Source organism: Amycolatopsis pretoriensis (assembly GCF_900107925.1).
Classification (GTDB): domain Bacteria; phylum Actinomycetota; class Actinomycetes; order Mycobacteriales; family Pseudonocardiaceae; genus Amycolatopsis; species Amycolatopsis pretoriensis.
The window spans coordinates 117,150-137,855 of record NZ_FNUJ01000008.1 but is presented as its reverse complement, the minus strand read 5'-3'; the positions used below and the strand labels follow the sequence as shown (position 1 = coordinate 137,855).

Annotated in this window: 26 protein-coding genes; 11 read left to right on the top strand and 15 right to left on the bottom strand. The window is 72.1% G+C overall.

All coding sequences use genetic code 11. From position 1 onward, the window contains the following. Positions 1 to 14 precede the first annotated feature (14 nt). Together BLV96_RS34090 and BLV96_RS34085 are read right to left on the bottom strand one after the other, a co-directional pair. The gene (locus BLV96_RS34090) at positions 15 to 380 is read right to left on the bottom strand and encodes a hypothetical protein (protein ID WP_086670840.1); all 366 of its coding nucleotides are present in this window, start codon (positions 378 to 380) and stop codon (positions 15 to 17) included. A gap of 307 nt (positions 381 to 687) precedes the next feature. Next, the gene (locus BLV96_RS34085; protein WP_086670842.1) at positions 688 to 2,460 is read right to left on the bottom strand and encodes a hypothetical protein; all 1,773 of its coding nucleotides are present in this window, start codon (positions 2,458 to 2,460) and stop codon (positions 688 to 690) included. 186 nt (positions 2,461 to 2,646) lie between these two features. Between BLV96_RS34085 and BLV96_RS34080 the strand changes: the two genes are divergently transcribed. From BLV96_RS34080 to BLV96_RS34070, 3 genes are read left to right on the top strand one after another with little or no spacing between them, the layout of a single operon-like run. After that, positions 2,647 to 4,032, top strand: coding sequence for an AlkA N-terminal domain-containing protein (locus BLV96_RS34080; protein WP_086670844.1), 1,386 nt, complete (start codon positions 2,647 to 2,649; stop codon positions 4,030 to 4,032). Between the two features lie 16 nt (positions 4,033 to 4,048). Beyond that, positions 4,049 to 4,882, top strand: coding sequence for an isocitrate lyase/PEP mutase family protein (locus BLV96_RS34075; RefSeq protein WP_086670846.1), 834 nt, complete (start codon positions 4,049 to 4,051; stop codon positions 4,880 to 4,882). A gap of 33 nt (positions 4,883 to 4,915) precedes the next feature. Further along, positions 4,916 to 5,965, top strand: a complete 1,050-nt coding sequence (locus tag BLV96_RS34070; RefSeq protein ID WP_086670848.1) for a radical SAM protein — start codon at positions 4,916 to 4,918, stop codon at positions 5,963 to 5,965. On the opposite strand, the gene BLV96_RS34065 is transcribed toward BLV96_RS34070, so the two are convergent. Beyond that, on the bottom strand, positions 5,966 to 6,397 hold the full coding sequence (locus tag BLV96_RS34065) for a MerR family transcriptional regulator (protein WP_086670850.1): 432 nt from the start codon (positions 6,395 to 6,397) through the stop codon (positions 5,966 to 5,968). It abuts the gene before it with no gap. A gap of 23 nt (positions 6,398 to 6,420) precedes the next feature. On the opposite strand from BLV96_RS34065, the gene BLV96_RS34060 reads away from it, so the two are divergent. Next, positions 6,421 to 7,827 carry an MFS transporter gene (locus BLV96_RS34060; protein ID WP_086670853.1) on the top strand — a complete coding sequence of 469 codons (1,407 nt, stop codon included), beginning with the start codon at positions 6,421 to 6,423 and terminating at the stop codon, positions 7,825 to 7,827. Here BLV96_RS34060 and BLV96_RS34055 read toward each other — a convergent pair. Further along, on the bottom strand, positions 7,802 to 8,086 hold the full coding sequence (locus BLV96_RS34055) for a ubiquitin-like small modifier protein 1 (RefSeq protein WP_086670854.1): 285 nt from the start codon (positions 8,084 to 8,086) through the stop codon (positions 7,802 to 7,804). The genes BLV96_RS34060 and BLV96_RS34055 overlap by 26 nt on opposite strands. Before the next feature lie 2 nt (positions 8,087 to 8,088). Further along, positions 8,089 to 9,171, bottom strand: coding sequence for a WD40/YVTN/BNR-like repeat-containing protein (locus tag BLV96_RS34050; protein ID WP_086670857.1), 1,083 nt, complete (start codon positions 9,169 to 9,171; stop codon positions 8,089 to 8,091). Between the two features lie 165 nt (positions 9,172 to 9,336). Here BLV96_RS34050 and BLV96_RS34045 point away from each other — a divergent pair, with 165 nt between their 5' ends. Beyond that, positions 9,337 to 9,708 (top strand): YciI family protein, encoded by a 372-nt coding sequence (locus BLV96_RS34045; protein ID WP_086670859.1) that lies wholly within the window; start codon positions 9,337 to 9,339, stop codon positions 9,706 to 9,708. An 80-nt stretch (positions 9,709 to 9,788) separates the two neighbouring features. On the opposite strand, the gene BLV96_RS50340 is transcribed toward BLV96_RS34045, so the two are convergent. After that, positions 9,789 to 10,049 carry a hypothetical protein gene (locus BLV96_RS50340; RefSeq protein ID WP_208608394.1) on the bottom strand — a complete coding sequence of 87 codons (261 nt, stop codon included), beginning with the start codon at positions 10,047 to 10,049 and terminating at the stop codon, positions 9,789 to 9,791. A 107-nt stretch (positions 10,050 to 10,156) separates the two neighbouring features. Here BLV96_RS50340 and BLV96_RS34035 point away from each other — a divergent pair, with 107 nt between their 5' ends. Then, entirely contained in the window at positions 10,157 to 11,032 is an 876-nt protein-coding gene (locus BLV96_RS34035) for a M48 family metalloprotease (protein WP_086670861.1), read from the top strand. Here the strand turns inward: BLV96_RS34035 and BLV96_RS34030 are convergent. From BLV96_RS34030 to BLV96_RS34020, 3 genes are read right to left on the bottom strand one after another with little or no spacing between them, the layout of a single operon-like run. Next, positions 11,022 to 11,987 (bottom strand): NAD(P)-dependent alcohol dehydrogenase, encoded by a 966-nt coding sequence (locus BLV96_RS34030; protein WP_086670863.1) that lies wholly within the window; start codon positions 11,985 to 11,987, stop codon positions 11,022 to 11,024. The genes BLV96_RS34035 and BLV96_RS34030 overlap by 11 nt on opposite strands. Next, complete coding sequence (locus tag BLV96_RS34025; protein ID WP_086670865.1) at positions 11,984 to 12,208, bottom strand: helix-turn-helix transcriptional regulator; 225 nt, start codon at positions 12,206 to 12,208, stop codon at positions 11,984 to 11,986. Before BLV96_RS34025 ends, BLV96_RS34030 begins: the two co-directional genes overlap by 4 nt. Beyond that, positions 12,202 to 12,624, bottom strand: coding sequence for a hypothetical protein (locus tag BLV96_RS34020; protein WP_208608393.1), 423 nt, complete (start codon positions 12,622 to 12,624; stop codon positions 12,202 to 12,204). Before BLV96_RS34020 ends, BLV96_RS34025 begins: the two co-directional genes overlap by 7 nt. A gap of 133 nt (positions 12,625 to 12,757) precedes the next feature. Here BLV96_RS34020 and BLV96_RS34015 point away from each other — a divergent pair, with 133 nt between their 5' ends. Together BLV96_RS34015 and BLV96_RS34010 are read left to right on the top strand one after the other, a co-directional pair. Next, positions 12,758 to 13,108: a YciI family protein gene (locus BLV96_RS34015; protein WP_086670867.1), complete on the top strand. Its 351-nt coding sequence runs from the start codon at positions 12,758 to 12,760 to the stop codon at positions 13,106 to 13,108. Positions 13,109 to 13,113: 5 nt separating this feature from the next. After that, on the top strand, positions 13,114 to 14,349 hold the full coding sequence (locus BLV96_RS34010) for an RNA polymerase sigma factor (RefSeq protein WP_086670869.1): 1,236 nt from the start codon (positions 13,114 to 13,116) through the stop codon (positions 14,347 to 14,349). 120 nt (positions 14,350 to 14,469) lie between these two features. Here the strand turns inward: BLV96_RS34010 and BLV96_RS34005 are convergent, their stop codons facing one another. Together BLV96_RS34005 and BLV96_RS34000 are read right to left on the bottom strand one after the other, a co-directional pair. Further along, complete coding sequence (locus tag BLV96_RS34005) at positions 14,470 to 15,087, bottom strand: enoyl-CoA hydratase/isomerase family protein (RefSeq protein ID WP_244180688.1); 618 nt, start codon at positions 15,085 to 15,087, stop codon at positions 14,470 to 14,472. After that, on the bottom strand, positions 15,084 to 15,677 hold the full coding sequence (locus BLV96_RS34000) for a TetR/AcrR family transcriptional regulator (RefSeq protein WP_167379827.1): 594 nt from the start codon (positions 15,675 to 15,677) through the stop codon (positions 15,084 to 15,086). Before BLV96_RS34000 ends, BLV96_RS34005 begins: the two co-directional genes overlap by 4 nt. 53 nt (positions 15,678 to 15,730) lie before the next feature. On the opposite strand from BLV96_RS34000, the gene BLV96_RS33995 reads away from it, so the two are divergent. Continuing rightward, the gene (locus tag BLV96_RS33995) at positions 15,731 to 16,084 is read left to right on the top strand and encodes an arsenate reductase family protein (protein ID WP_086670873.1); all 354 of its coding nucleotides are present in this window, start codon (positions 15,731 to 15,733) and stop codon (positions 16,082 to 16,084) included. 11 nt (positions 16,085 to 16,095) lie between these two features. Here BLV96_RS33995 and BLV96_RS33990 read toward each other — a convergent pair whose 3' ends face one another. Then, entirely contained in the window at positions 16,096 to 17,307 is a 1,212-nt protein-coding gene (locus tag BLV96_RS33990; RefSeq protein WP_086670876.1) for a threonine synthase, read from the bottom strand. 11 nt (positions 17,308 to 17,318) lie between these two features. Beyond that, the gene (locus BLV96_RS33985; RefSeq protein ID WP_086670877.1) at positions 17,319 to 17,810 is read right to left on the bottom strand and encodes an EXPERA domain-containing protein; all 492 of its coding nucleotides are present in this window, start codon (positions 17,808 to 17,810) and stop codon (positions 17,319 to 17,321) included. 30 nt (positions 17,811 to 17,840) lie between these two features. Between BLV96_RS33985 and BLV96_RS33980 the strand changes: the two genes are divergently transcribed. Together BLV96_RS33980 and BLV96_RS33975 are read left to right on the top strand one after the other, a co-directional pair. After that, entirely contained in the window at positions 17,841 to 18,638 is a 798-nt protein-coding gene (locus BLV96_RS33980; RefSeq protein ID WP_091389921.1) for a DUF1295 domain-containing protein, read from the top strand. Continuing rightward, the gene (locus tag BLV96_RS33975) at positions 18,635 to 19,447 is read left to right on the top strand and encodes a carbon-nitrogen hydrolase family protein (RefSeq protein ID WP_091389918.1); all 813 of its coding nucleotides are present in this window, start codon (positions 18,635 to 18,637) and stop codon (positions 19,445 to 19,447) included. Before BLV96_RS33980 ends, BLV96_RS33975 begins: the two co-directional genes overlap by 4 nt. Before the next feature lie 28 nt (positions 19,448 to 19,475). Here BLV96_RS33975 and BLV96_RS33970 read toward each other — a convergent pair whose 3' ends face one another. Next, positions 19,476 to 19,754, bottom strand: a complete 279-nt coding sequence (locus tag BLV96_RS33970) for a DUF2510 domain-containing protein (RefSeq protein WP_091389915.1) — start codon at positions 19,752 to 19,754, stop codon at positions 19,476 to 19,478. A gap of 111 nt (positions 19,755 to 19,865) precedes the next feature. Continuing rightward, positions 19,866 to 20,612, bottom strand: a complete 747-nt coding sequence (locus BLV96_RS33965; RefSeq protein WP_091389913.1) for an SDR family NAD(P)-dependent oxidoreductase — start codon at positions 20,610 to 20,612, stop codon at positions 19,866 to 19,868. Positions 20,613 to 20,706 lie beyond the last annotated feature (94 nt).

Sequence of the window (20,706 nt, the reverse complement as noted above, 5' to 3'; positions counted from 1 at the left end):
AATCCCGCACCCGGTCAGGACTCCGCCTGCTCCTTGCGCACCTGTTCAAGGGCACGCCGGCGGGCCCGGGCGGCGTAGCCCACCGGGTCCTGGTCGTATTCGGCGGTCGCCGTCCGCCAGCGGGTGAACGCGGAGGCGATGTCTTCTTCGCTGTGCAGCCAATCGGTGCCGACGCCGTGCCCGACCTTGCCGTCGGGGGTGTAGGCCTGGTCGAAGCCGTGCAGGTGCAGGAGGGCGTTCCTGGTCATCGGATCCGTGACGAGCTCCGGGGTGTCTTCCACCCACGGCACCGCCCAGGAGTGCGCATCGGTCCTGGTGACGGCACCGGAGATCAGCTCGGTCCAGGTGCGCGCCACCTGTTCGCGGTCGGGAACGGTCACCAGGGGAGACTACCGGGTGGGGCCGGCGCTACGGTTTTCGCGCATGGCACCGGTACCCATCGCGCCCCGGGATCTGACGCGGGCGGAACGCGAAGTCCTCGAATTCCTGTTGTCGGCGGATTTCGCCGGCGCGGACCGGTTGCGTGCGCAGATATCCCAGTGCCGGGTGGTCGCGGTGTGGGTGGCCGGGCAGCCGAGCGTTGACCTCGCCGTCCCGGAAACCGTTGCGCCGGCCCAGGTTCCGGACGGCGAGATCCCCGCCGCCCGATCGGCTGCCCGATGTCTCGTCGATGAAACTCGTCTGAATTCAGGCGGAAAGAGGCGGATCGGGCTCCGGCCACGCGAGCTGAACCAGCTCCCGGCCGTAACGCCGGCTGACCGCCGTCACCCGGCCCGGCATCAGCGCCGACGGCCAAACCCCGGAAAGCAGCGGCCCCTCGCGGAAGTCGCCGTTCCCGACGACGCCCGGGACCCGCAGGCCGGCCAACGTGTTCAGCACCCCGTGCTCCAGCGCGCCGGACGCTCCCTCCGTGCGGCGGGCGATCACCACGTGCAGGCCGACGTCCTTCGCCTGCGGGAGGAACTCGCGCAGCGGCTCGAGGGGGTCGATGCCGCCGGCGGTGACGAGGTCCGCGTCGTCCACCACCACGTACAGCTCCGGTCCGGACCACCAGCTGCGGTTCTTCAGCTGCTCCTGCGTGACGTCGGGGCCGGGGAGCCGGCGCCGCAGCGACTGCCGGACGTCCTCCACCATGCCGCCGAGCTGGGCGGTGGACACCGCGTACGCCAGCAGGTGCTCCGTCCCGACGTAACCGAGCGAGGTGCGGCGGTAGTCCACCAGCAGGATCACCGCCTCCGCCGGTGTGTGCCGCTCGACGATGCCGCGCAGGATGCCGCGTACCAGCGTCGTCTTGCCCGACTCCGGGCCCAGGAACGCCACGAAGTGCGGATCGGCCTCCGGCGACCAGACGGCCGGGGTTCCGTCGAGCCGCACCCCCAGCGGCAGGGCGTCGGACGCCGGTAGCTCGGCGTAGGGCACGTGGAGCGGCAGCGTGGTCAGCTGCCGGGCCAGCTCGGGCGGCAGCTCGTCGGACGGCACCGAACTCTCGAAGAACCCCGCCGAACCGAAGTCCGAACGGGTCAGGAAGGTCGCGTCGGCGAACTCCGGGCCGTCGGCGAAACGCGCCGACGCGAACACCGCGTCGCCGCGGAAGGTCGCCGCCGTGAAGTCCGCGCGGGCGCCGAACGTCGTCCCGGTGAAGTCCGCCACCGCGGTGAACTCCGCCGACGCGAAACCGGCCGCGCCCGTGAACGTCGTGCCGGCGAAACGGGCCGGGCCCACGAAAGCCGCCGCCCCGAAGCCCGCCGACCGGACGCGGCAGCCGCTCAGGTCGAAGCCCAGCAGGCTCGCCCCGGCGAGGTCGATGTCGATGTCCGGCCAGAAGCGGTGGTCCGGCGCGTCGGGACGCAGGTGGGCCGCCAGCACCTCGCCCACGGCCTGCCGGACGCGGCCCTGCTGCCCGACGGGGTTCTCGACGACGTCCGCGGCCGAGTCGGTGAACATGCGCAGGTAGGCGCACAGCACGTTGACGATCGTCTGCCGCTGGCCGGGGCTGCTCTGGCCGAGCCGCTCCAGGGCGTACAGCCCGCCGAGCTGGACCGCCAGCCGCTCCGAGCCCAGCTGGTCGACCGCCGTGCTGTAGAGCTCGGTGAGCCGCCGCTCCGCCGCGTCCAGCCGGGTGTCCTCGGCCATCCGCTCCTGCAGCGCGTGCGTGCGGGCCACCGCCGCCTGGTCCAGGTCCTTCTGCTTCAGGGCGATTTCGGCGCTCCGCTGCCGGCGCGCGGCGAGCAGCAACGCCGCCGCCCCGCCCGTGCCGACCACGACGGTGCCGGCCGTCTTGACCGCCTCCAGCTGGTTGCGCTCCTGGGCGTCACCGTGGCCGAAGGCCGCCAGCAACCACACCGCGACCGCGATCCCGAGCACCACGATCACGGCGGAAGCGAACCAGATCATCCGGATCGACAGGACCCGGTAGGCGACCTCACCCGGCTCGTCGTCCCGCGCCACGCCCTCGTCCACGGAGATCACCGTAGGCCATGGGCCGGTGCGCCACGGAGAACTCGGTGATCAGGTCGGCGAACTCGCCGGCGATCAGTTCCTTGTGGACGGTGGATCCGGACACGTCTTCTCCGGGGATGCGCACCTTCCCCGTTCCTGTCCGGATCCGGCTGGCGCCCGCCGGGCCCGATCCCCTAAACCTGGGGGATGACGACTTTTTCGGCCGTGGTCACCACCGGCATCTACTGCCGGCCCGGGTGCGGGGCGAAGCCGCTCGCCGAGAACGTGCGGACGTTCGAGCTGGCCGCCGAGGCGGAGGCCGCCGGGTTCCGGGCGTGCCTGCGCTGCCGCCCCTACCGCGTCGCCGGCCCGGTCGGCGCCGACGCGCCCGAGCTCGTCTGCCGCGCGGTGCAGCTCATCATCGCCGGCGTGCTGGACACCGGCACCGAAGCCGCGCTCGGCCGGCGGCTGGCCGTGTCCCCGCGGCACCTGCGCCGGCTCTTCCACGACCACTTGGGCGTGACGCCGGACCAGCTCGCCCGCTCGCGGCGCGCGCACTTCGCGCGCCGCCTGCTCGACGACTCCGACCTGACCGTCGCGGACGTGGCGTTCGCTTCCGGCTTCGGCAGCCTGCGCCAGTTCAACCGGGACATGAAGCTGGTCTTCCACGCGTCCCCGGTCGAGCTGCGCGGCCGGCGCCGCAAGGCCGACCGGATCGCCGCGGACGGTGGCTTGCGGATGCGGCTGCCGTTCGTGGCGCCCCTGCACTGGGAAGCGCTCTCCGCGTTCCTCGCCGAGCGCGCGGTGCCCGGGGTGGAGTCGGTGCGCGACGGCGTCTACCGGCGCACGATCAGCCTCGACGGCGAGGCCGGGGTCCTCGAGGTCGAGCGCGGTGGCGACGACCACCTGCTGCTGACCGCGCACATGCCGTTCTGGGAAGGCCTCATCCACGTCGTCGACCGCGTCGGGCGGATGTTCGGCGTCGACGCCGACACCGCCCCCGCCGAAGCCGCCCTCGCCGACGACCCGGTGCTCGGGCCGCTCCTGCGCAAACGGCCCGGCCTGCGCGTGCCGGGTGCCTGGGGTTTCTTCGAGATCGCCGTGGAAGCCGTGCTCAGCCAGTACAGCGTCCGGACGCGGGTGCGGCGGCAGCTGGCCGCGCTGGTCGAAGCGGTGGGGCAGCCGGTGCCCGGCCTCGAACACGGCCTGACGCACCTGTTCCCGTCGGCCGAGGTCCTCGCTCAGGCGGACCTGGCCGCGGCCCGGCTGCCCGCGGCGACCGCGCGGACGCTGCGCGGGTTAGCTGCCGCCGTGGCCGCCGATGAGACCCTGCTCGACCCCGGCGCGAGCCTCGCCGACTGCACCGCCGCGCTGACGGCGTTGCCCGGCATCGAGCAGAGCACGGCCCAGGAGATCGCGCTGCGGCTGGGGCACGCCGACGCCTTCCCGGCGACCGAGCGCACGGTCGAGATGCAGCTGCTCGAGCACGACGTCTTCGCCGTCGCCGGCCGCACGGCCGCCGCCTGGCACCCGTGGCGGGCCTTCGCCGCGACCCACCTGATCGCCGCCGGCACCCCGTCGCCGGCCGCTTGACCACCCAAGGAGAACCATGTCCGCCAAGCGCCTCGCCGAACGGCTGCGCGCCCTGCACACCGACCGCACACTGGTGCTGCCGAACGCCTGGGACGCCGCCAGCGCGGCCCTCATCGCGCGGGCGGGTGCCCCGGCGATCGCCACGACCAGTGGCGGGGTCGCCTGGTCCGCGGGCCGGCCCGACGGCCACGGCCTCACCCGCGAGGAGATGGCCGAGCTGGTCGCGCGGATCGTGCGGGTCGTCGACGTGCCGGTGACCGCCGACATCGAGGGCGGCTACGGCCCGTTCGCCGACGACGTGGCGGCGACCGTCCGGGCGATCGTCGACGCCGGCGCGGTCGGGATCAACCTGGAGGACTCGACCGCCCCGGGCGGTCCGCTGTTCGACGTCCCGGCCCAGGTCGGCCGGGTCCGCGCGGCCCGGGACGCGGCGACCGCGGCCGGGCTGCCCGAGCTGTGGATCAACATCCGCACCGACGGCTACCTCTTCGGCATCGGCGAACCCGAGGGCCGGCTGGACGACGTCCTGACCCGCGCGGGCGCCTACGCGGCGGCGGGCGCGGACAGCCTGTTCGTCCCGGGGCTGATCGACCTGGAGACGCTCACCGTGCTCGTCAAGGAAAGCCCGCTGCCGGTGAACGTGATGGTGTGGCCGGGTGCCCCGAGCGTCGCGGAGCTGGAAGCGGTCGGCGTCCGCCGGATCAGCGTCGGCACGGCGATCGCGCAGTCCGCCTACGCCGTCGCCCAGCGCGCGGCGGCCGAGCTGCTGGAACACGGGACGTACACCGCGCTGGAGGGCGGCCTGGACTTCGGGACCGTCAACAGCGCCGTGATGTCCGAATCCGGCTAGCCCGGGCTCGCGCGGCTCGGGCATGCTCGATCGGTGAACGAAGACGTGCTGCGCTGGAGCGGCCAGCGCACGGACCGGGTCGACGAGGGGACGCTGCCGGGCCTGGCCCGCTTGACGGGGTTCGTGCGCAGCGTCCGGACGCCGGAGTTCCGGGGCGTGACGTTCCACGAGGTGCTGGCGAAGAGCGCGTTGAACCACGTCCCGGCGGACGCGCGGATGCTGCCGGGCGAGTACACGATCAACCCTTATCGCGGGTGTACCCACGCTTGTCAGTACTGCTTCGCGCGTCCGACGCACACGCGTCTCGGCCTGAACGTCGCCGGTGACTTCGACAACGAGGTGATCGTCAAGACGAACATCGTCGAGGTGCTGCGGAACGAGCTGGCGCGCAAGCGGAAGCTGCCACCGCGGGTGGCGTTCGGCACGAACACGGACGTGTACCAGCGCGCGGAGGGCCGCTACGAGCTGATGCCGGGCATCATCGGCGCGCTGTCCGGGCACCGGGTGCCGTTCTCGATCCTGACGAAGGGGCCGTTGATCCGCCGCGATTTGCCGTTGCTGGTAAGGGCTTCGCAGGCGACGACGGTGCATTTGGGCGTATCGCTGTCGATGCTGGACGAGGAGCTGCAGCAGTCGGTGGAGTTCGGCACGGCGACGACCTCGGCCCGGCTGGCGACGGTGCGGGCGATCCGGGACGCCGGGTTGGCGTGCACGGTGTTCCTGTCGCCGATCCTGCCGCACTTGTCGGATTCCGTCGCGCAGCTGGAGTCTTTGGTGTCGGCGGCGGCCGACGCGGGGGCGACGGACGTGCTGTACCACCCGTTGTATTTGTCCTCGGGGGTCAAGGACGTGTTCTTCGCTTGGCTGCGGCAGGCGTACCCGTCGTTGGTGGGGGAGTACACGCGGTTGTATGCGTCGGGCTCGGAAACGGGGTACCGGCACGAGATCGGGGCGCGGATCCGGCCGTTGATCGCGAAGTACGGGTTTCCGGAGCCGGGCAAGGAGATCGAGGACAAGTTCGCGTTGAACGGCCGGCGCGGTCAGCCGCCGGCCCCGGAACCCGCTCAGGCCACGCTGTTCTGACTACTTGGTGCCGCCCGGCGCCCAGAGGCCATCGGCGTCCCCGGCCTCCAGCCGTCCCCGGTACACGCCGATCTTCCGGTCGATCAGCTTCAAATTCTCCTGCAGCTCCGCCAACCGCTCCAGCACATCGGCCCGATGCGTCTCGAGCAACGCCAGCCGCTCCTCCTCGTTCCCCCGACCGGCCGAAACCAGCTCCGCGTACCGCCGGATCAGCTTGATCGGCATCCCCGTGGCCCGGAGCTTCGTGCAGATCTTGATCCAGTCCAGATCCAGCTTCCGGTACCGGCGGCGACCGCCGGACGTGCGGTCCACCTGCGTGACCACCAGACCAGCCCGTTCGTAGTAGCGCAGCGTGTGCGCGCTCACGCCCGTGCGGCGGGCCGCCTCGGCGATGGTCAGGCCGGCCTCGGGGATCGGTTTGACTTCGAGCACGCTCTAAATCCTACCGTCGATCCATGAACGTCCCGACTTCGCGCCATCCCGCGCTCGTGCTGGCCATCTGCTGCGCCAGCATCGTCGTCGCGGTGATGGACATCTCCATCGTCACCGTCGCCCTGCCGTCGATCCGCCGCGACCTCGGCGCGTCCGTCTCCGGCCTGCAGTGGACGATCGACGCCTACACGCTGGTGCTCGCCGGGTTCCTCGTGCTCGCCGGGTCCACCGCCGACCGGTTCGGGCGCAAGCGCGTCTTCCTCACCGGCCTCACCGTCTTCGGTCTCGGCTCGCTGCTCTGCAGCGTCGCCCCGGGCATCGGCTGGCTCATCGCCGCCCGCGCGGTCCAGGCCGTCGGCGGCACCATGCTCAACCCCGTCGCGCTCGCCATCGTCGCCACGGTCTACCCCGTGCCCGCCGCGCGCGCCCGCGCGATCGGCGTGTTCGGCTCGATGTCCGGGCTCGCCCTGGCGCTCGGCCCGATCCTCGGCGGCGTCCTCGTCGACGGACTGGGCTGGCGGGCCGTCTTCTGGGTCAACATCCCGATCATCGCGGTCGCGATCGCCGCCACGCTCAAGTTCGTCCCCGAATCCCGGGCGGCCCGCGCGCGCCGGTTCGACCCGCTCGGCCAGGTGCTCGTGGTCGTCGCGCTCGGCGGCGTCGTCGCGGCCATCATCGAGGCCCGCGCGCTGGGCTGGACGTCGCCGGTGATCCTCGGCCTGCTGGTCCTCGCCGCGCTCGCCGTCGCCGCGCTCCTGCGCCACGAGCCGCGCCGCGCCGACCCGCTGCTCGAACTGCGCCTCTTCCGCAGCGTGGCGTTCGGCGGCGCGATCGTCACGGCGCTGTTCGCGCTCTGCGGGTTCGGCGCCTTCCTCTTCGTCACGACGCAGTACCTGCAGGACACCCGCGGCCTGACGGCGTGGGAGGCCGGGCTCTGCCTGCTGCCCGTCGGTGTCCTGGTGCTGGTCCTGTCCCCGCGGACGGGCCGGCTGGTCGGCTCCCGCGGCCCGCGGCTGCCGCTGGTCGTCGCCGGGACCGCGCTCACCCTCGGCGGCGTGACGTCGGCGTGGCTCGGCCCGGCCACCCCGCTGCCCCTCGTCCTTGCGGTCTACCTGCTGTTCGGCGTCTTCCTCGGCACGGTCAACCCGCCGATCACCAACACGGCCATCTCCGGGATGCCGGGCTCGATGGCCGGGGTGGCCGGATCACTGGCCTCGGCGGGCCGCCAGACGGGCACGACACTGGGCGTCGCGCTCGCCGGCACGGTCGGCGCGGGCCCCGGCGTGTGGTGGCTGGTCGCCGCCCTCGGCGCCGGTGTCTTCGCCCTCGCGCTGGTCAGCACGGGCGAGCGGGCGGCCGCCACCGGCCGGCGCGCAGCCGCGCTGTTCGCCGAAGTGGAAGGTGTCAGCCTCCCGCGACCGACGGGATGATCTGCACCTCGCCGCGGTCGCGCAACGCCGTCGACGAGCCGTCGAGCCGCCGGCACTCCTCGCCGTCGACGTAGAAGTTGACGTACCGGCGCAGGCCCGCCTGCTCGTCGCGCAGCCGCCGTTCCAGCGCCGGGTACCGCTGCGCGAGCTCGTCGAGCAGCGCCCCGAGCGTGGCCGCGCCGTCGAGCTCGACCTCCAGCCGGGACTCGCCGCCGGTCTTCGCCCGCAGGGGCCCGGGCACCAGCACCGTGATCCGCACGCTCACACCGTCGCGGCGCGGACGCTCAGCACGTCCGGCAGGTGCGAGACGACCAGCTGCCAGCTGTCGCCGTCGTCGCGGCTGGCGTAGACGTCGCCGGTGCGGGATCCGAAGTAGATCCCGGCCGGGTCGGCGTCGTCGGCGCACATCGCGTCGCGCATCACCCCGGCCCAGTACCCGTCCGGAAGGCCGGAACCCACGGCCTGCCACGACTTCCCGGCGTCCTCGCTGCGGTACACCCGGCACCGGCCCTCCGGCGGGAACCGCATGACGTCGGCGGTCAGCGGGAACGTGTAGATCACCTCGGGCCGGTGCGGGTGCACGACCATCGGGAAGCCGAAGTCGCTGGGCAGGCCGTCGGCGATCGACTGCCAGCTCGCCCCGCCGTCGTCGCTGCGGTAGACGCCGTGGTGCACCTGGGCGAAGAGCCGCTCCGGCGCGCTCGGGTGCATCGCGACCTTGTGCACGCAGTGGCCGTACTCCGGGTACGGGTCGGGCACGTGCACCGCCTTGATGCCCGTGTTGCTCGCCCGCCAGGACGCGCCGCCGTCGTCGGTGCGGTAGACGCCGCCGGTCGACATCGCCACGGTGACGCGGCCGGCCTCGACGGGGTCCGGGAGCACCGTGTGGATGGCCTTGCCGCCACCGCCGGGCGTCCAGTGCTCGCGGTGCGGGTGGTCCCACAGGCCGCGGACGAGCGCGTAGGTGCGGCCGCCGTCGTCCGACCGGAACAGCGCGGACGGCTCGGTGCCCGCGTAGACGACGTCCGGCTCGCTCGGCGGCCCGGGCACCAGCTGCCAGGCCCGGACGAGCGATTCGGCCGTGTCGGGCGGGAACGCGATCGGCGCGTGGTCGGGCTCGTCCCAGGTCGCGCCCAGGTCGTCGCTGGTGGCCACGCTGGGCCCGAAGTGCTCGCTGGTGACCCCGGCGAGCAGCCGCGGCGTGGCCCGGCGCGTGTCGATGCCGACCGCGTAGACCTCGGTCATCGGGTGGTGCGGCCCGGTCACCTCCCAGTCCGCCCGGTCGTCCGTGCGGGTCGCCAGCCACAGTCCCTTGCGCGTCCCGATCGCGAGCACGACAGCCATCCGGCACCTTCCCCTCAGAGTGACCGGTGTCACACTACGCTGCCGGAAAGATCTCCGGGGGAAAATGTCGAGTGCCGCGCGCGGCCGATCGACGCGGGGGTGAAGGCCGGTCAGCGAGCGCGGGACGACCCCGGGCCCCGGCCGACGAGAACCGGGAGCAAGACCATGCGTTTCCTCATGATGCACCGGATCGACGAGAACGACCCGGCGGCGTGGAACCCGACGCCCGAGTTCATGCGGAAGATGGGCGGGTTCATCCAGGAGGCGGCGGAGAACGGCGTCCTGATCACCGCGGAGGGCGTGCACCAGACCGACAAGGGCGCGCTGGTCCGCAAGCCGCGCGGCGCGGCCGTCCGCGTCACCGACGGCCCCTTCGCCGAGGCCAAGGAGGTCATCGGCGGCTTCGCGCTGATCAACGCCGCCGACCGCGCGGAGGCGGTCGAGTTCGCCAAGCGGTACGTGGACCTGTTCGACCTCGAGATCGAGGTGGAGATCCGCCAGGTCGTCGAGTTCGACGACCTGGCGGCGCAGAACTGACGGCCCCCGGTGGCGCTGGGCCGGCCTTGAGTTTCGGTCACCGGCGCCACCGGCAACGTCGGCGCGGAAGTGGTCGCGGCCTACATGACGCCGGCCGAACGCGCGGTGCTGCGCGCCGGCGACACCGTCCGCGCGCAGTTCCCGCACGTCGCCGCCGCGTGCGTCGACCCGGCGGACATCGCCGCAGTGGCGGCGATCGCGCTCGCGGGCGGGCACGAAAGGCGGATCCACGAGCTGACCGGGCCGGTGGCGCTGCGGCCCGCCGACCAGGTCGCGGTGCTGGCCGAGGTGCTCGGCCGGGACCTGGAGTTCGTCGGCCTGTCCGACGCGCGCGGGCGCACGCGGACAGTTTTTCCTGACAGGACAGCTCCCGGACATTTCCGGCAGGCCGTTGTGCGACGCCGGGGGTCACGCCAAGGTGGACCCGGCGTCGGCCGGGAGGGGAAGCGTGGGCGAACGGGCGCGGGCGGATCTATCCGCGGTCCTCGGGGTGCTGCTCGCCGTTCCGGTGGTCGCCAGCAGCCTGCTGGTGCTGGGCCTGCTCGGGAAGCTGGTCTGGCCGGCGTACTTCTGGGTGTTGCCGGCCGGCTGGGCGCTGGCCGGTGCGATCACGTTCGTCCCGGTCTACGAGCACCTCGTGCTGTCGGTGCTGCTCAAGATGCGCGAGCCCAGCCAGGGTGAGCTGACCTGGCTCACCCCGTGCTGGGCGGCCGTGTGCGACGCGGCCGGCGTCGACGGCGCCCGGTACCGGTTGTGGGTGGAGCCCTCGCGCGAGCTGAACGCCTTCGCCGCCGGGGGCCGGACCGTCGCGGTGACCCGGGCCGCCCTCGACCTGCCCCGCCCGGGCCTCGAGGCGATCCTCGCCCACGAGCTGGGCCACCACCTTTCCGGGCACACGCGGGCCACCCTGCTCGTCCACTGGCTCGAGCTGCCGGCCCGGGTGCTGTCCCGCCTGGTCCGGCTGATCGCCTGGGTCGTGCCGCACGTGGGCCGCGCGTTCCGGTCTTTCGGCCGGGCGGTCGAGGTGCTCGTGACCGTCCTGCTCGGCCTGGGCGTCCTCACCGCGCTCGCGTTCCTCGACCCGTGGCTGCTGCTGACACCGCTGCTCGGCCCGGTGCTCGCCTGGTCGAAGCGGCTCGGCGAGTACCGGGCCGACCGGATGGCGGCGCGGCTGGGGTACGGCCGGGAGCTGGCGCTGCTGCTCAAGGCGTGGAACCTGCGCGACCGCGGGGACGAGCGCCGGCTGTGGTCCCGGCTGATGGCCGGGCACCCCGCCCACATCGACCGGGTCAAGCGGCTGAAGGACCTCGGCGTCAGGTTGTGAGCACGGTCTTCCCGGCCGCGCGGCCGGCGTGGAGGTGGTCGATCGCGGCCGCGGCGTCGGCGAGCGGGAAGGTCCGGTCGAGCGCGGGGGTGAGCTTGCCTGCCTCGATCAGGTCCCGCAGGTCGTCGAGGTCCGCGCCGCGTTCGCGGGCGACGAGCCCGCACAGCCGGTGCCGCACGAACGGGTTGAGCAGGGCCGCCCGCAGTACCCGCTGGATGCCGCCGAGCCACTTGCCGCCGTTCTCGCCGCCGACGATCACCAGCGTCCCGCGCGGGGCCAGCGCGCGGCGCAGACCGGAGAGCGAACGCAGGCCCGCGGTGTCCACGACCAGGTCGTACCGCCGGGTCGCGAAGTCCTCCCGCGTGTAGTCGACGACGTGGTCGGCGCCGAGCGTGCGGACCAGGTCCGTCTTCGCGGTGCTGCACACCCCGGTGACGTCCGCGCCGAACGCCTTGGCCAGCTGGACCGCGAAGGTGCCGATGCCGCCCGCCGCCCCGATGACCAGGACGCGCTGGCCGGGCCGCACGCGTCCGGTGTCGCGCAGTGCCTGCAGGGCGGTGCCGCCGGAGATCAGGACGGCCGCCGCCTGCTCGAAGGAAAGCCGCGCGGGTTTAGCCGCGACGAGGTCCTGCTTCGCGACGGCGTACTCGGCGAACGCGCCTTCGCAGACGCCGAACACCTCCTCGCCCGGCCGGACCCGCGTCACGCCGTCGCCGACCTCTTCGACAACGCCGGCGAAGTCGAGGCCCCGCACCGGGTGTTTCGGCCGGCGCAGCCCGAAACCCAGCAGCCGCAGCAGGTACGGCTTCCCGGTGGTCAGGTGCCACACGCCCGGGTCGACGCCGGCCGCGTGCACGCGCACGAGGACCTCGCCGGCACCGGGCGACGGTCTGTCGACGTCGCGGAACTCGAGGACGTCCGGGCTGCCGTACCGGTTCTGGACGATGGCTTTCACGATGACTCCTCCGGGTACTGGAACACTTCTTCGAGCGGGACGCCGAACACGTGCGCGATCTGGAACGCCAGCTCGAGCGAAGGCGAGTACCGGCCCTGCTCGATCGCGATGACGGTCTGGCGGGTGACGCCGATCCGGCCGGCGAGGTCGGCCTGGGTCATCTGGCCGGCCGCGAACCGGAGGGCGCGCAGCGAGTTGGTGACGCGGGTCGGTTTCACCACGGCTGGAAACCGCGGCGGTAGGCGAAGATCCGGGCGACCGACCCGAGGATCGCCGAGAGCGTGAAGCACAGGTAGACGGCGTTGGCGATCCAGAAGTGCGGCGCCTCGGCCATCGCCAGCAGCAGGGCCGCGACGGCGCCGATGACGACGAACGAGTGGCCGACGTACTCGCCGAACCGGCCGATCTCGCGGTCGCGCTGGTCCTTCGCGCCGTCCTTGGACACGAGCGCCGCGGCGATGCTCGCCACGATCGTCGCGACGATGGACGCGCCGACGGTCCACAGCAGCGTCGCGACGTAGGGGACCTCAGCCGGCGGGCGCCCGCCGGCCCGGCCGAGGACCAGGACGAGGTACACCGCGTAGCTCGCCATCGCGGCGATCCCGAGGATCCAAGCTCGCTTCTCTTCGTGGGTCACCTCACCCAAGGTAAAAGAAACCAGACATCGTGTCAAAGTTTCTTGACATGAGAAAATCTTCGGGAAGGGTGTCCAAGCGGCGGTCCGCCGTTCGTAGTTCCCCCGTACGGCAACCGAGCCACTGGAGGATCCCGTGAAGTACCTGATGCTGATCAACGCCTCGCTCGACGCGGAAGGCAACCCGACCGGCTGCAGCACGCCGGAGGACTGGATGCTCTTCGACAAGTCCATGAAGGACGCCGGCGTGCACGTCGGCGGCAACTCGCTCGCCGACTTCACCACGGCCGCCGCGGTCCGGGTCGACGAGCGGGGGGAGCGGATCGTCACCGACGGGCCGTTCGCCGAGTCCCGCGAGGTGCTCGGCGGCTACTTCGTCGTCGACGTGCCGGACTTCGACGTCGCGCTCGACTGGGCGGCGCACTGCCCGGGCGCCCGCGACGGCGGGCACATCGTCGTGCGGCCGCTCGCCTCCTACGGGGACTGACGGCGATGGAGGGGTGGGCGTCGGTCGAGTCGGTTTTTCGGGAGGAGCGCGGGCTGTTGCTGGCCGCGCTCGTCCGGCGGTTCGGCGACCTCGACCTGGCCGAAGAGGTGACGTCGGAGGCGATCGAGGCCGCGCTGGTGCGCTGGCCCGCCGAGGGCGTCCCGCCGAAGCCGGGCGCCTGGCTGATGACGACGGCGCGGCGCAAGGCCGTCGACCGGCTGCGCCGCGACCAGGCCTACGCGGCCCGGCTCGCGGTGCTGCAGGTCGAGGCCGACCGCGCGGCGCCCGCCCCGACCGCCGACGGCGGCCTGCCGGACGAGCGGCTCCAGCTGTTCTTCACCTGCGCCCACCCGGCGCTGCCCGCCGAAGACCGGACGGCGCTGACCCTGCGTTGCCTGGCCGGCCTGACGACCGCGGAGGTGGCGCGCGCGTTCCTGGTGCCGAGCGCGACGATGGGCAAGCGGATCGTGCGGGCGAAGAACCGGATCCGCGCGGCCGGGATCCCGTTCCGGGTGCCGTCGGCCGGCGAGCTGCCGGGCCGGCTGCCGGGCGTGCTCCAGGTCGTGTACTCGATCTTCACCGAGGGGTACGCGGCGAGTTCGGGCCCGGACCTGCAGCGCCTCGACGTGGCGGAGGAGGCGATCCGGCTGGCGAGGATCCTGCGCCGGCTGCTGCCGGCCGAGCGCGAGGTGGCGGGCCTGCTGGCGCTGATGCTGCTGATCCACGCCCGCCGCGAGGCCCGCACGGATCCGGACGGCGGCCTGGTCCTGCTGGACGACCAGGACCGCACCCGCTGGGACCGCGCGATGATCGAGGAGGGGACCGCGCTGGTGGAGGTCGCGTTGACCGGCGCCCCACCGGGTCTGTACGGAGTCCAGGCGGCGATCGCGGCCCTGCACGACGAGGCCCCGGACGTGGCGGGCACGGACTGGCCCCAGATCGTGGCGCTGTACGACGTGCTGCGCGGGCTGACGCCATCCCCGGTGGTGGAGCTGAACCGGGCGGTGGCGGTGGCGATGCGCGACGGTCCGGAAGCGGGTCTGTCCCTTTTGGGCGAGCTGGCGGAGGAGCCGCGGTTGCGAGAGTACAGCCCGTTCCCGGCGGCCCGGGCGGATCTCCTCGCGCGCCTGGGCCGCCTCACCGAGGCGGCCCAGGTGTACCGGGAGGCTCTCGCCTTGGCGGGCACCGAACCCGAGCGGGCCCACTTGCGCCGTCGCCTCACCGAGTGCGAAATGCCGTGAATGGCACATTGAGGGACTTAGCGTCCGTCAATGTGCCATTCACGGACTTCGGCCCCGGCTGCGGCGAGCACCCGGAACTGTCGGTGGTCGCCGGTAAGCTGGATACCGGGGGCCGGAGGCCTACGCAGGCGTCCGCAACGCTGCCACTGCGGGGGCGAACATCGTCGCCTTGATCGCCCCCAGCGTGCCGCGGTCCTTGCCCGCCAGTGCCTCGACCCGCGACGAAGCCACCTTCACGACCTCACCTTCGGCCGCGATTTCGTCCACCAAGCCGAACGGCAAAGCCTCCGCCCCGCCGAACCGCCGTCCGGTCGTCATCGACGCGATCGCCGACGCGGGCGTCAGCTTCCCCTGGATCAGCGCCGCCATCCCCGGCGTGAACGGGATGTTGATGTCCGCTTCCGGGAAGCAGAAGTACCCGCGATCCTCGCGCATCACGCGGAAGTCGTGCGCCATCGCCAGCATCGCGCCCGCGCCGAACGCGTGGCCGGTGATCGCCGCCACCGTCGGGACCGGCAGCGTCAGCACCCGCGCGAACAGCTCCTGCACGTCCGCGACGTACTCCGAGGCCTTGTCGCCGTTCGCCGTCAGCCACTCCAGGTCCAAGCCGTTCGAGTAGAACTTGCCGCCGCCGGTGGTCACCAGCACGTCCTCCACCGTGTCCAAAGTGGAGTGGACGCGCTGCAGCCAGTCCGGTGAGAAGCGGTTTTCGTCGTCGCCCAAGTGCAGAACGGTCAAGATCGGTCCTTTTCTCGTGGGGGCACGGTCAGCACGGCCCGCACCGCGGCGGCCAGCCTCTCCCGCACCAGGGGGTCGGTGATGTCGCGCCGGAAGAACGCGGTCGGCAGGTCGACGACGCACGTCGTGATCACCTCGACGGCCAGGCCGTCGCCGCGGTCCCACACCTGACGCGCCAGCCGCACGAGCAGCGCGACCAGGCGTTTGTCCACCGCGTGCAGGGCTTCCGCCAGTTCGTCGGGCAGGTCGGGCCCGAAGAGCCGGTCACCGCGGACCTTCAGCAGCATCCGCGCCCCGTCCGGCCGGCGGGACGCGAACACCGCGGGCGTGTCCGCCGCGGCGACGACGGCCTCCACCGGCGAGGAAGCCGTGTCCACCATCGACGTCTGCAGGTTGAGGAACTCGGTCGCCGCGCGCAACCAGACCCGCGCCAGCAAGGCGTTCAGCGACCCGAACGCGTGGTAGATCGTCCCGTTCGGGACGTTCGCCGCCGCGGCGAGGCCACGCACGGTGACGTCCGTCGAGGAGGCGACGAGCCGCTCGGCGACGTCGAGCAGCGCGTCGAGGTCGTGCACACGGGGGCGGGGCATGCCGCGACCGTAACAGAACACGTGCTCCAAAACCAGGCGGTAGGCTGCGGCCCGTGGAGATCTGGGTCAACCCGGCGTGCTCGAAGTGCCGGTCCGCCGTGTCGCTGTTGGACGAAGCCGGCGCGCAGTACACCGTGCGCCGCTACCTCGAGGACCCGCCGACCGCGGCGGAACTCGAAGCCGTGCTCGACCGCCTCGGCCTCGAACCGTGGGACATCACGCGCACCGCCGAACCGGTCGCGAAGGAACTCGGCCTCAAAACGTGGGGCCGGACGCCCGAAGACCGGCCGAAGTGGATCGAGGCGCTCAGCGAACACCCCAAGCTGATCCAGCGCCCGATCATCACGGCCGACGACGGCACCACCGTCGTCGCCCGCGACCCCGAAACGGTCCGCTCGGTCCTTTAAGGCTCGGTCCTTTAAGGAATCACGCCGTCCTTCGCGAGCAGCGGGACGTCGAGGGGCACCGTCTCCGGGTACTTGATCCCGGCGCCGGTGTTCAGCACCACGACATCTTCGTCGCCGCCCAGCCAGCCCGACTCGCGCAGGTGCCGCAACGCGGCGAAGCACGCCCCACCTTCCGGGCAGACGAACGTGCCCTCGAAGGTGGTCAGGTCCCGTTGCGCCGCAAGCAGTTCCTCGTCGGTGACGGCGACCGCGGTCCCGCCGGTCGCGTACACCGCGTCCAGCACGAGGAAGTCGCCCAGGGCCTTGGGCACGGTGATGCCGAAGGCGACCGTCCGGGCGTCCGGGAACGGCTCGCTCTCGCGGGCACCCCGATCGAACGCCGAAACGATCGGCGCGCACCCGGTCGCCTGCACGGCGACCAATCGCGGCAGCGGCCCGGAAATCCAGCCCAGCTCCCGCATTTCCAGCAGCGCCTTGTGGATCCCGATGATCCCGACCCCGCCGCCGGTGGGGTAGAGGATGACGTCGGGCAGCCGCCAGCCGAACTGCTCGGCGATCTCGTACCCCATCGTCTTCTTGCCCTCGATGCGGTACGGCTCCTTCAACGTCGAGACGTCCTGGACACCCTCACGACGGGAAACCGCCGAAGCGATAAGCTTCCCCGCGTCACCGATCAGACCGTCCACGCGGTACAGCTCGGCGCCGGCGGCGACGCACTCCCGCATGGTGATCGCCGGCGCGTCGTCGGGCATCGCGATGAGGCTCGTCAGGCCCGCGCGGGCCGCGTACAACGCCCACGCCGCGCCCGCGTTGCCGTTGGTCGGCATCGCGATCCCGCCCACGCCCAGCTCGGCCGCCCGCGAGACGCCGACCGCGGCGCCGCGCGCCTTGAACGTGCCGGTCGGGACCAAGCCCTCGTCCTTCATCCACAGCCGCGAAAGCCCCAGCTCACGGCCGTAGCGCGGCAGGCGCAGCAGCGGCGTCATGCCCTCGCCGAGGCTGACGACGTGCTCGGGCGAGCGCACCGGCAGCACCTCGTGGTAGCGCCACAGCGTCGGCTCGCGGCCGGCGATCTCCTTCGGCGTCACGGCTTCGCGGACGCCGTCGAGGTCGTACCGCGCGAGCAGCGGCGCGCCCGCCGGCGAGAGGCCCTGGACGACGTCGGCGTCCAGGCGGTCGCCGGTCCGGGAGCAGTCGAGGTGGCTGAGGAACGAGTACGGCACGGCGCCTCCGGTCAGAACGGGCGGGTGAACGGCAGTGGCTTGCGCATCCGGACGAGCAGTAGGAGCGGCACCAGGACGTAGGGCAGGTTGAAGGCGAGGAACTTCGCGGGGTTGCCGGTGCGGAAGGCGGGGTCGCCGAAGAACTCGACGCCGAACACGACGATCCCGGTCAGCGTGACGATCATCGTCGCGTAGATCACCGACGGCAGCTGGATCCAGTTGCGGCCGGTCAGCAGCGCGAAGACGAGTACGACGTAGAACGGCATGTAGACGAACGCCGAGAGCCCGGTGACGATCCGCATCCAGTCCGGCGGGTGCATGAACAGCGGGTCGGCGTCGTGGGCGTACCAGTAGTTCGAGTTGACGAAGAAGTTGCCGGAAGGTTTGGAGAAGTCGACGCCGACGGTCGGCAGCAGGTCGCTGATCAGCGACGTCACCGTGAAGGCCGAGAACAGCACCGCGAAGAAGACGTCGATCTTCCGGTCCCGCAGCGGCAGGTTCATGCGCTCGATCCTAGGTCCTATTGTGAGGGGATGGACGCGCTGCGGGTGTGCCTGTACGTCTTCGCCGGGGTGACGCTCGGCACGTGGCTGATGTCGGTGCTGACCAGGGAGTATTCCTGGGTCGACCGGATCTGGTCGATCGTCCCGGTCGTGTACCTGGCGATCTTCGCGGGCGCCGCCGGGTTCGCCGACGCGCGGCTCGACGTGATGTTCGCGCTGGTGACCCTGTGGGGGATCCGGCTGACGTTCAACTTCGCCCGGAAGGGTGGTTACGCCCGCGGCGGCGAGGACTACCGGTGGGCGGTGTTGCGCGAGCGGATGGCGCCGTGGCAGTTCCAGGTGTTCAACTTCTTCTTCATCTCGCTGTACCAGAACGCGATCCTGCTGCTGATCACGCTGCCCGCGTACGCCGCCCTGGAGAACCAGGGCTCGTTCGGCGTCTGGGACGTCGTGGTCGCGGTGGTCTTCGCTGCGTTCCTGATCGGGGAGACGGTCGCCGACCAGCAGCAGTGGGTGTTCCACCGCGAGAAGCACGCGGGCCGGGCGTCGACGCGCTTCTGCCAGACAGGGCTCTTCGGCTACTCGCGGCACCCGAACTTCTTCTTCGAGCAGGCGCAGTGGTGGGTGATCGCGGTGTTCGGGATCGTCGCCGCCGGTCCGCAGTGGACGGTCGTGGGCGCGCTCCTGCTGACGCTGCTGTTCGTCGGGTCGACGAAGTTCACCGAGAGCATCACGCTGGGCCGGTACCCGGAATATGCCGACTACCAGCGCCGGGTGTCCGCAGTAGTGCCATGGCCGCCTCGGCGTGAGCCGGCGGCCCGCTCGTGACGGTCGTCGCGGCGCTGCAGGTCGGGACGGGCGTTCCGGTCGCGCGGATCCTGGAGTTCGAGGACGAACTCCGCGGCGCCTCGCTGGTGGTGCTGCCCGAAGCCGTGCTCGGCGGGTACCCGGGCCGGGTGCCGTTCCCGGAGTACTTCCATGCGGCGGTAGAGGTGCCGGGCCCCGAGATCACCGAGCTGGCCGGCCTCGCGGCACGGACCGGGGCTTCGCTGGTCGTCGGCGTCATCGAGCGCGACGGCTCGACGCTGTACAGCACGGCGGTGTTCCTCGACCCGCACCTGGGCTTGGTGGCGAAGCACCGCAAGCTGGTCCCGACGGAACGAGAGCGGCTGGTCTGGGGCCGCGGCGACGGGTCGACGCTCCCGGCGATCCCGACGGCGGCGGGCTTGGCGGGCGCGGCGATCTGCTGGGAGAACCACATGCCGCTGTTCCGCGCGGCGATGTACGCGAAGGGCGTGGAGATCTGGTGCGCCCCGACGGCGGACGACCGCGACGTCTGGCAGGCGTCGATGCGCCACATCGCCGACGAGGGCCGGTGCTTCGTGGTGTCGGCCTGCCCGTACGAGTCTTCGGGAGACGACCCGTTCCGCGGCGGGAGCGTGATCGTCGGCCCGTTGGGTGACGTCCTCGCCGGCCCGTTGCGCGACGCCGAGGGTGTGCTCAAGGCGGAGATCGACCTGGAGCAGATCGTGGCGGCGCGCAAGAGCCTGGACGTGTCAGGGCACTACGCGCGGCCGGACGTGTTCTCGCTGACGGTGGACGAGCGTCCCCGGGAGGGCGTCACCTTTCTGAGGTGACGCCCTCCTGAAGCGACTCATGTCCGCTTCAGTCCGTCGGCTTGAAGTGCTCGGTCCATCGCGTGCCGTCCCACCACTGCGTCGCGCCCTGCTGACTGGGCGACGGGTACCAGCCGGCGGGTGGCCCGGCCGGTGCGGGCGGCTGCGCGGGCGCGGGGGCCTCGGCCTGCTGGGTGAACGCCTGCCGCTGGAGCCTCGTCTGCGTCTGCAGCTCGCGCAGGGACTTCTTGGCAACACGCTGCTTCTTGCTGCTGCCGCGCACGAGTCCGCCCGTGCTGATCATCAGGGACTTGCGGATGAGGCCCACGTGATGCCCCCTTTCCGTCGGGTGTACTCGCAGGAGTCGGGGATCAACAGCTCCCTGTTACACGCTTGCCGCCGCTGCCCGATCTTGGATTTCCCCTAGTCGAGCGTGGGCTCACACCGCCAGCCGGCCGCCGTCCACCGGGAGCACCGCGCCCTGCACGAAGCTCGATCCCTCCGTCACCAGGAACGCGATCGCCGACGCGATCTCCTCCGGCGCTGCCGTTCGCCCGGCCGGGCCGGCCGAAGCCAGCTCGTCCAGGCCCTCGCCGAACACCGCCGTGCCCTCAGTGCGCGTCGGGCCCGGGCTGACCGCGTTCACCCGGACTCCCGACGGCCCGAACTCCGCCGCCCACGCCTTCGTCATCAGCTCCACCGCCGCCTTCGACGAGCCGTACAGCGCCATCCCCGCCATGCCCCGCGCCGCGACCATCGTGGACACGTTGACGATCGCGCCGCGGCCGCGCTCGGCCATTGCCGGGGCCAGCGCCGCCACCAGGAAGTACGGCACCTTGACGTTGATGTCGTACACGCGGTCGAAGTCCGCCTCGGACAGGGACGAAGTGGGTCCGGTCGGGAAGATGCCCGCGTTGTTCACCAGCACGTCCACCTGCCCGCCCAGCTCCCGCGCCCGGTCGGCCAGCGCACGCGCCGACGCCGCGTCCGTCAGGTCGGCCGCGACGAAGTCCGCCTTCCCGCCCGAAGCCCGGATCCGCGCGACGACCTCCTCGCCGCGTGCCGCGTCACGGCCGGACAGCACGACGTGCGCGCCGAGACCCGCCAGCGCGATCGCCGTCGCCCGGCCGATCCCGCTCGTTCCGCCCGTCACCAGTGCCGTCGACCCGGACAGTTCCGCACTCATCACTCGACTCCTCGTATCCGATGCTCTTCCCCGGATACAAGCGCGACGACCGGAAACGGCTTCCGCAAAGGCCTTCGGCGCTCCTTATGCCCGC

Bases quoted from the DNA above. Each gene is read 5' to 3' on its own strand.
- BLV96_RS34050 (WP_086670857.1), bottom strand. From the start codon at position 9,171: ATGGCTGTCGTGCTCGCGATCGGGACGCGCAAGGGACTGTGGCTGGCG.
- BLV96_RS34080 (WP_086670844.1), top strand. From the start codon at position 2,647: ATGACGACTTTTTCGGCCGTGGTCACCACCGGCATCTACTGCCGGCCC.
- BLV96_RS34000 (WP_167379827.1), bottom strand. From the start codon at position 15,677: ATGCCCCGCCCCCGTGTGCACGACCTCGACGCGCTGCTCGACGTCGCC.
- BLV96_RS34010 (WP_086670869.1), top strand. From the start codon at position 13,114: ATGGAGGGGTGGGCGTCGGTCGAGTCGGTTTTTCGGGAGGAGCGCGGG.
- BLV96_RS34045 (WP_086670859.1), top strand. From the start codon at position 9,337: ATGCGTTTCCTCATGATGCACCGGATCGACGAGAACGACCCGGCGGCG.
- BLV96_RS34075 (WP_086670846.1), top strand. From the start codon at position 4,049: ATGTCCGCCAAGCGCCTCGCCGAACGGCTGCGCGCCCTGCACACCGAC.
- BLV96_RS33985 (WP_086670877.1), bottom strand. From the start codon at position 17,810: ATGAACCTGCCGCTGCGGGACCGGAAGATCGACGTCTTCTTCGCGGTG.
- BLV96_RS33980 (WP_091389921.1), top strand. From the start codon at position 17,841: ATGGACGCGCTGCGGGTGTGCCTGTACGTCTTCGCCGGGGTGACGCTC.
- BLV96_RS34060 (WP_086670853.1), top strand. From the start codon at position 6,421: ATGAACGTCCCGACTTCGCGCCATCCCGCGCTCGTGCTGGCCATCTGC.
- BLV96_RS33965 (WP_091389913.1), bottom strand. From the start codon at position 20,612: ATGAGTGCGGAACTGTCCGGGTCGACGGCACTGGTGACGGGCGGAACG.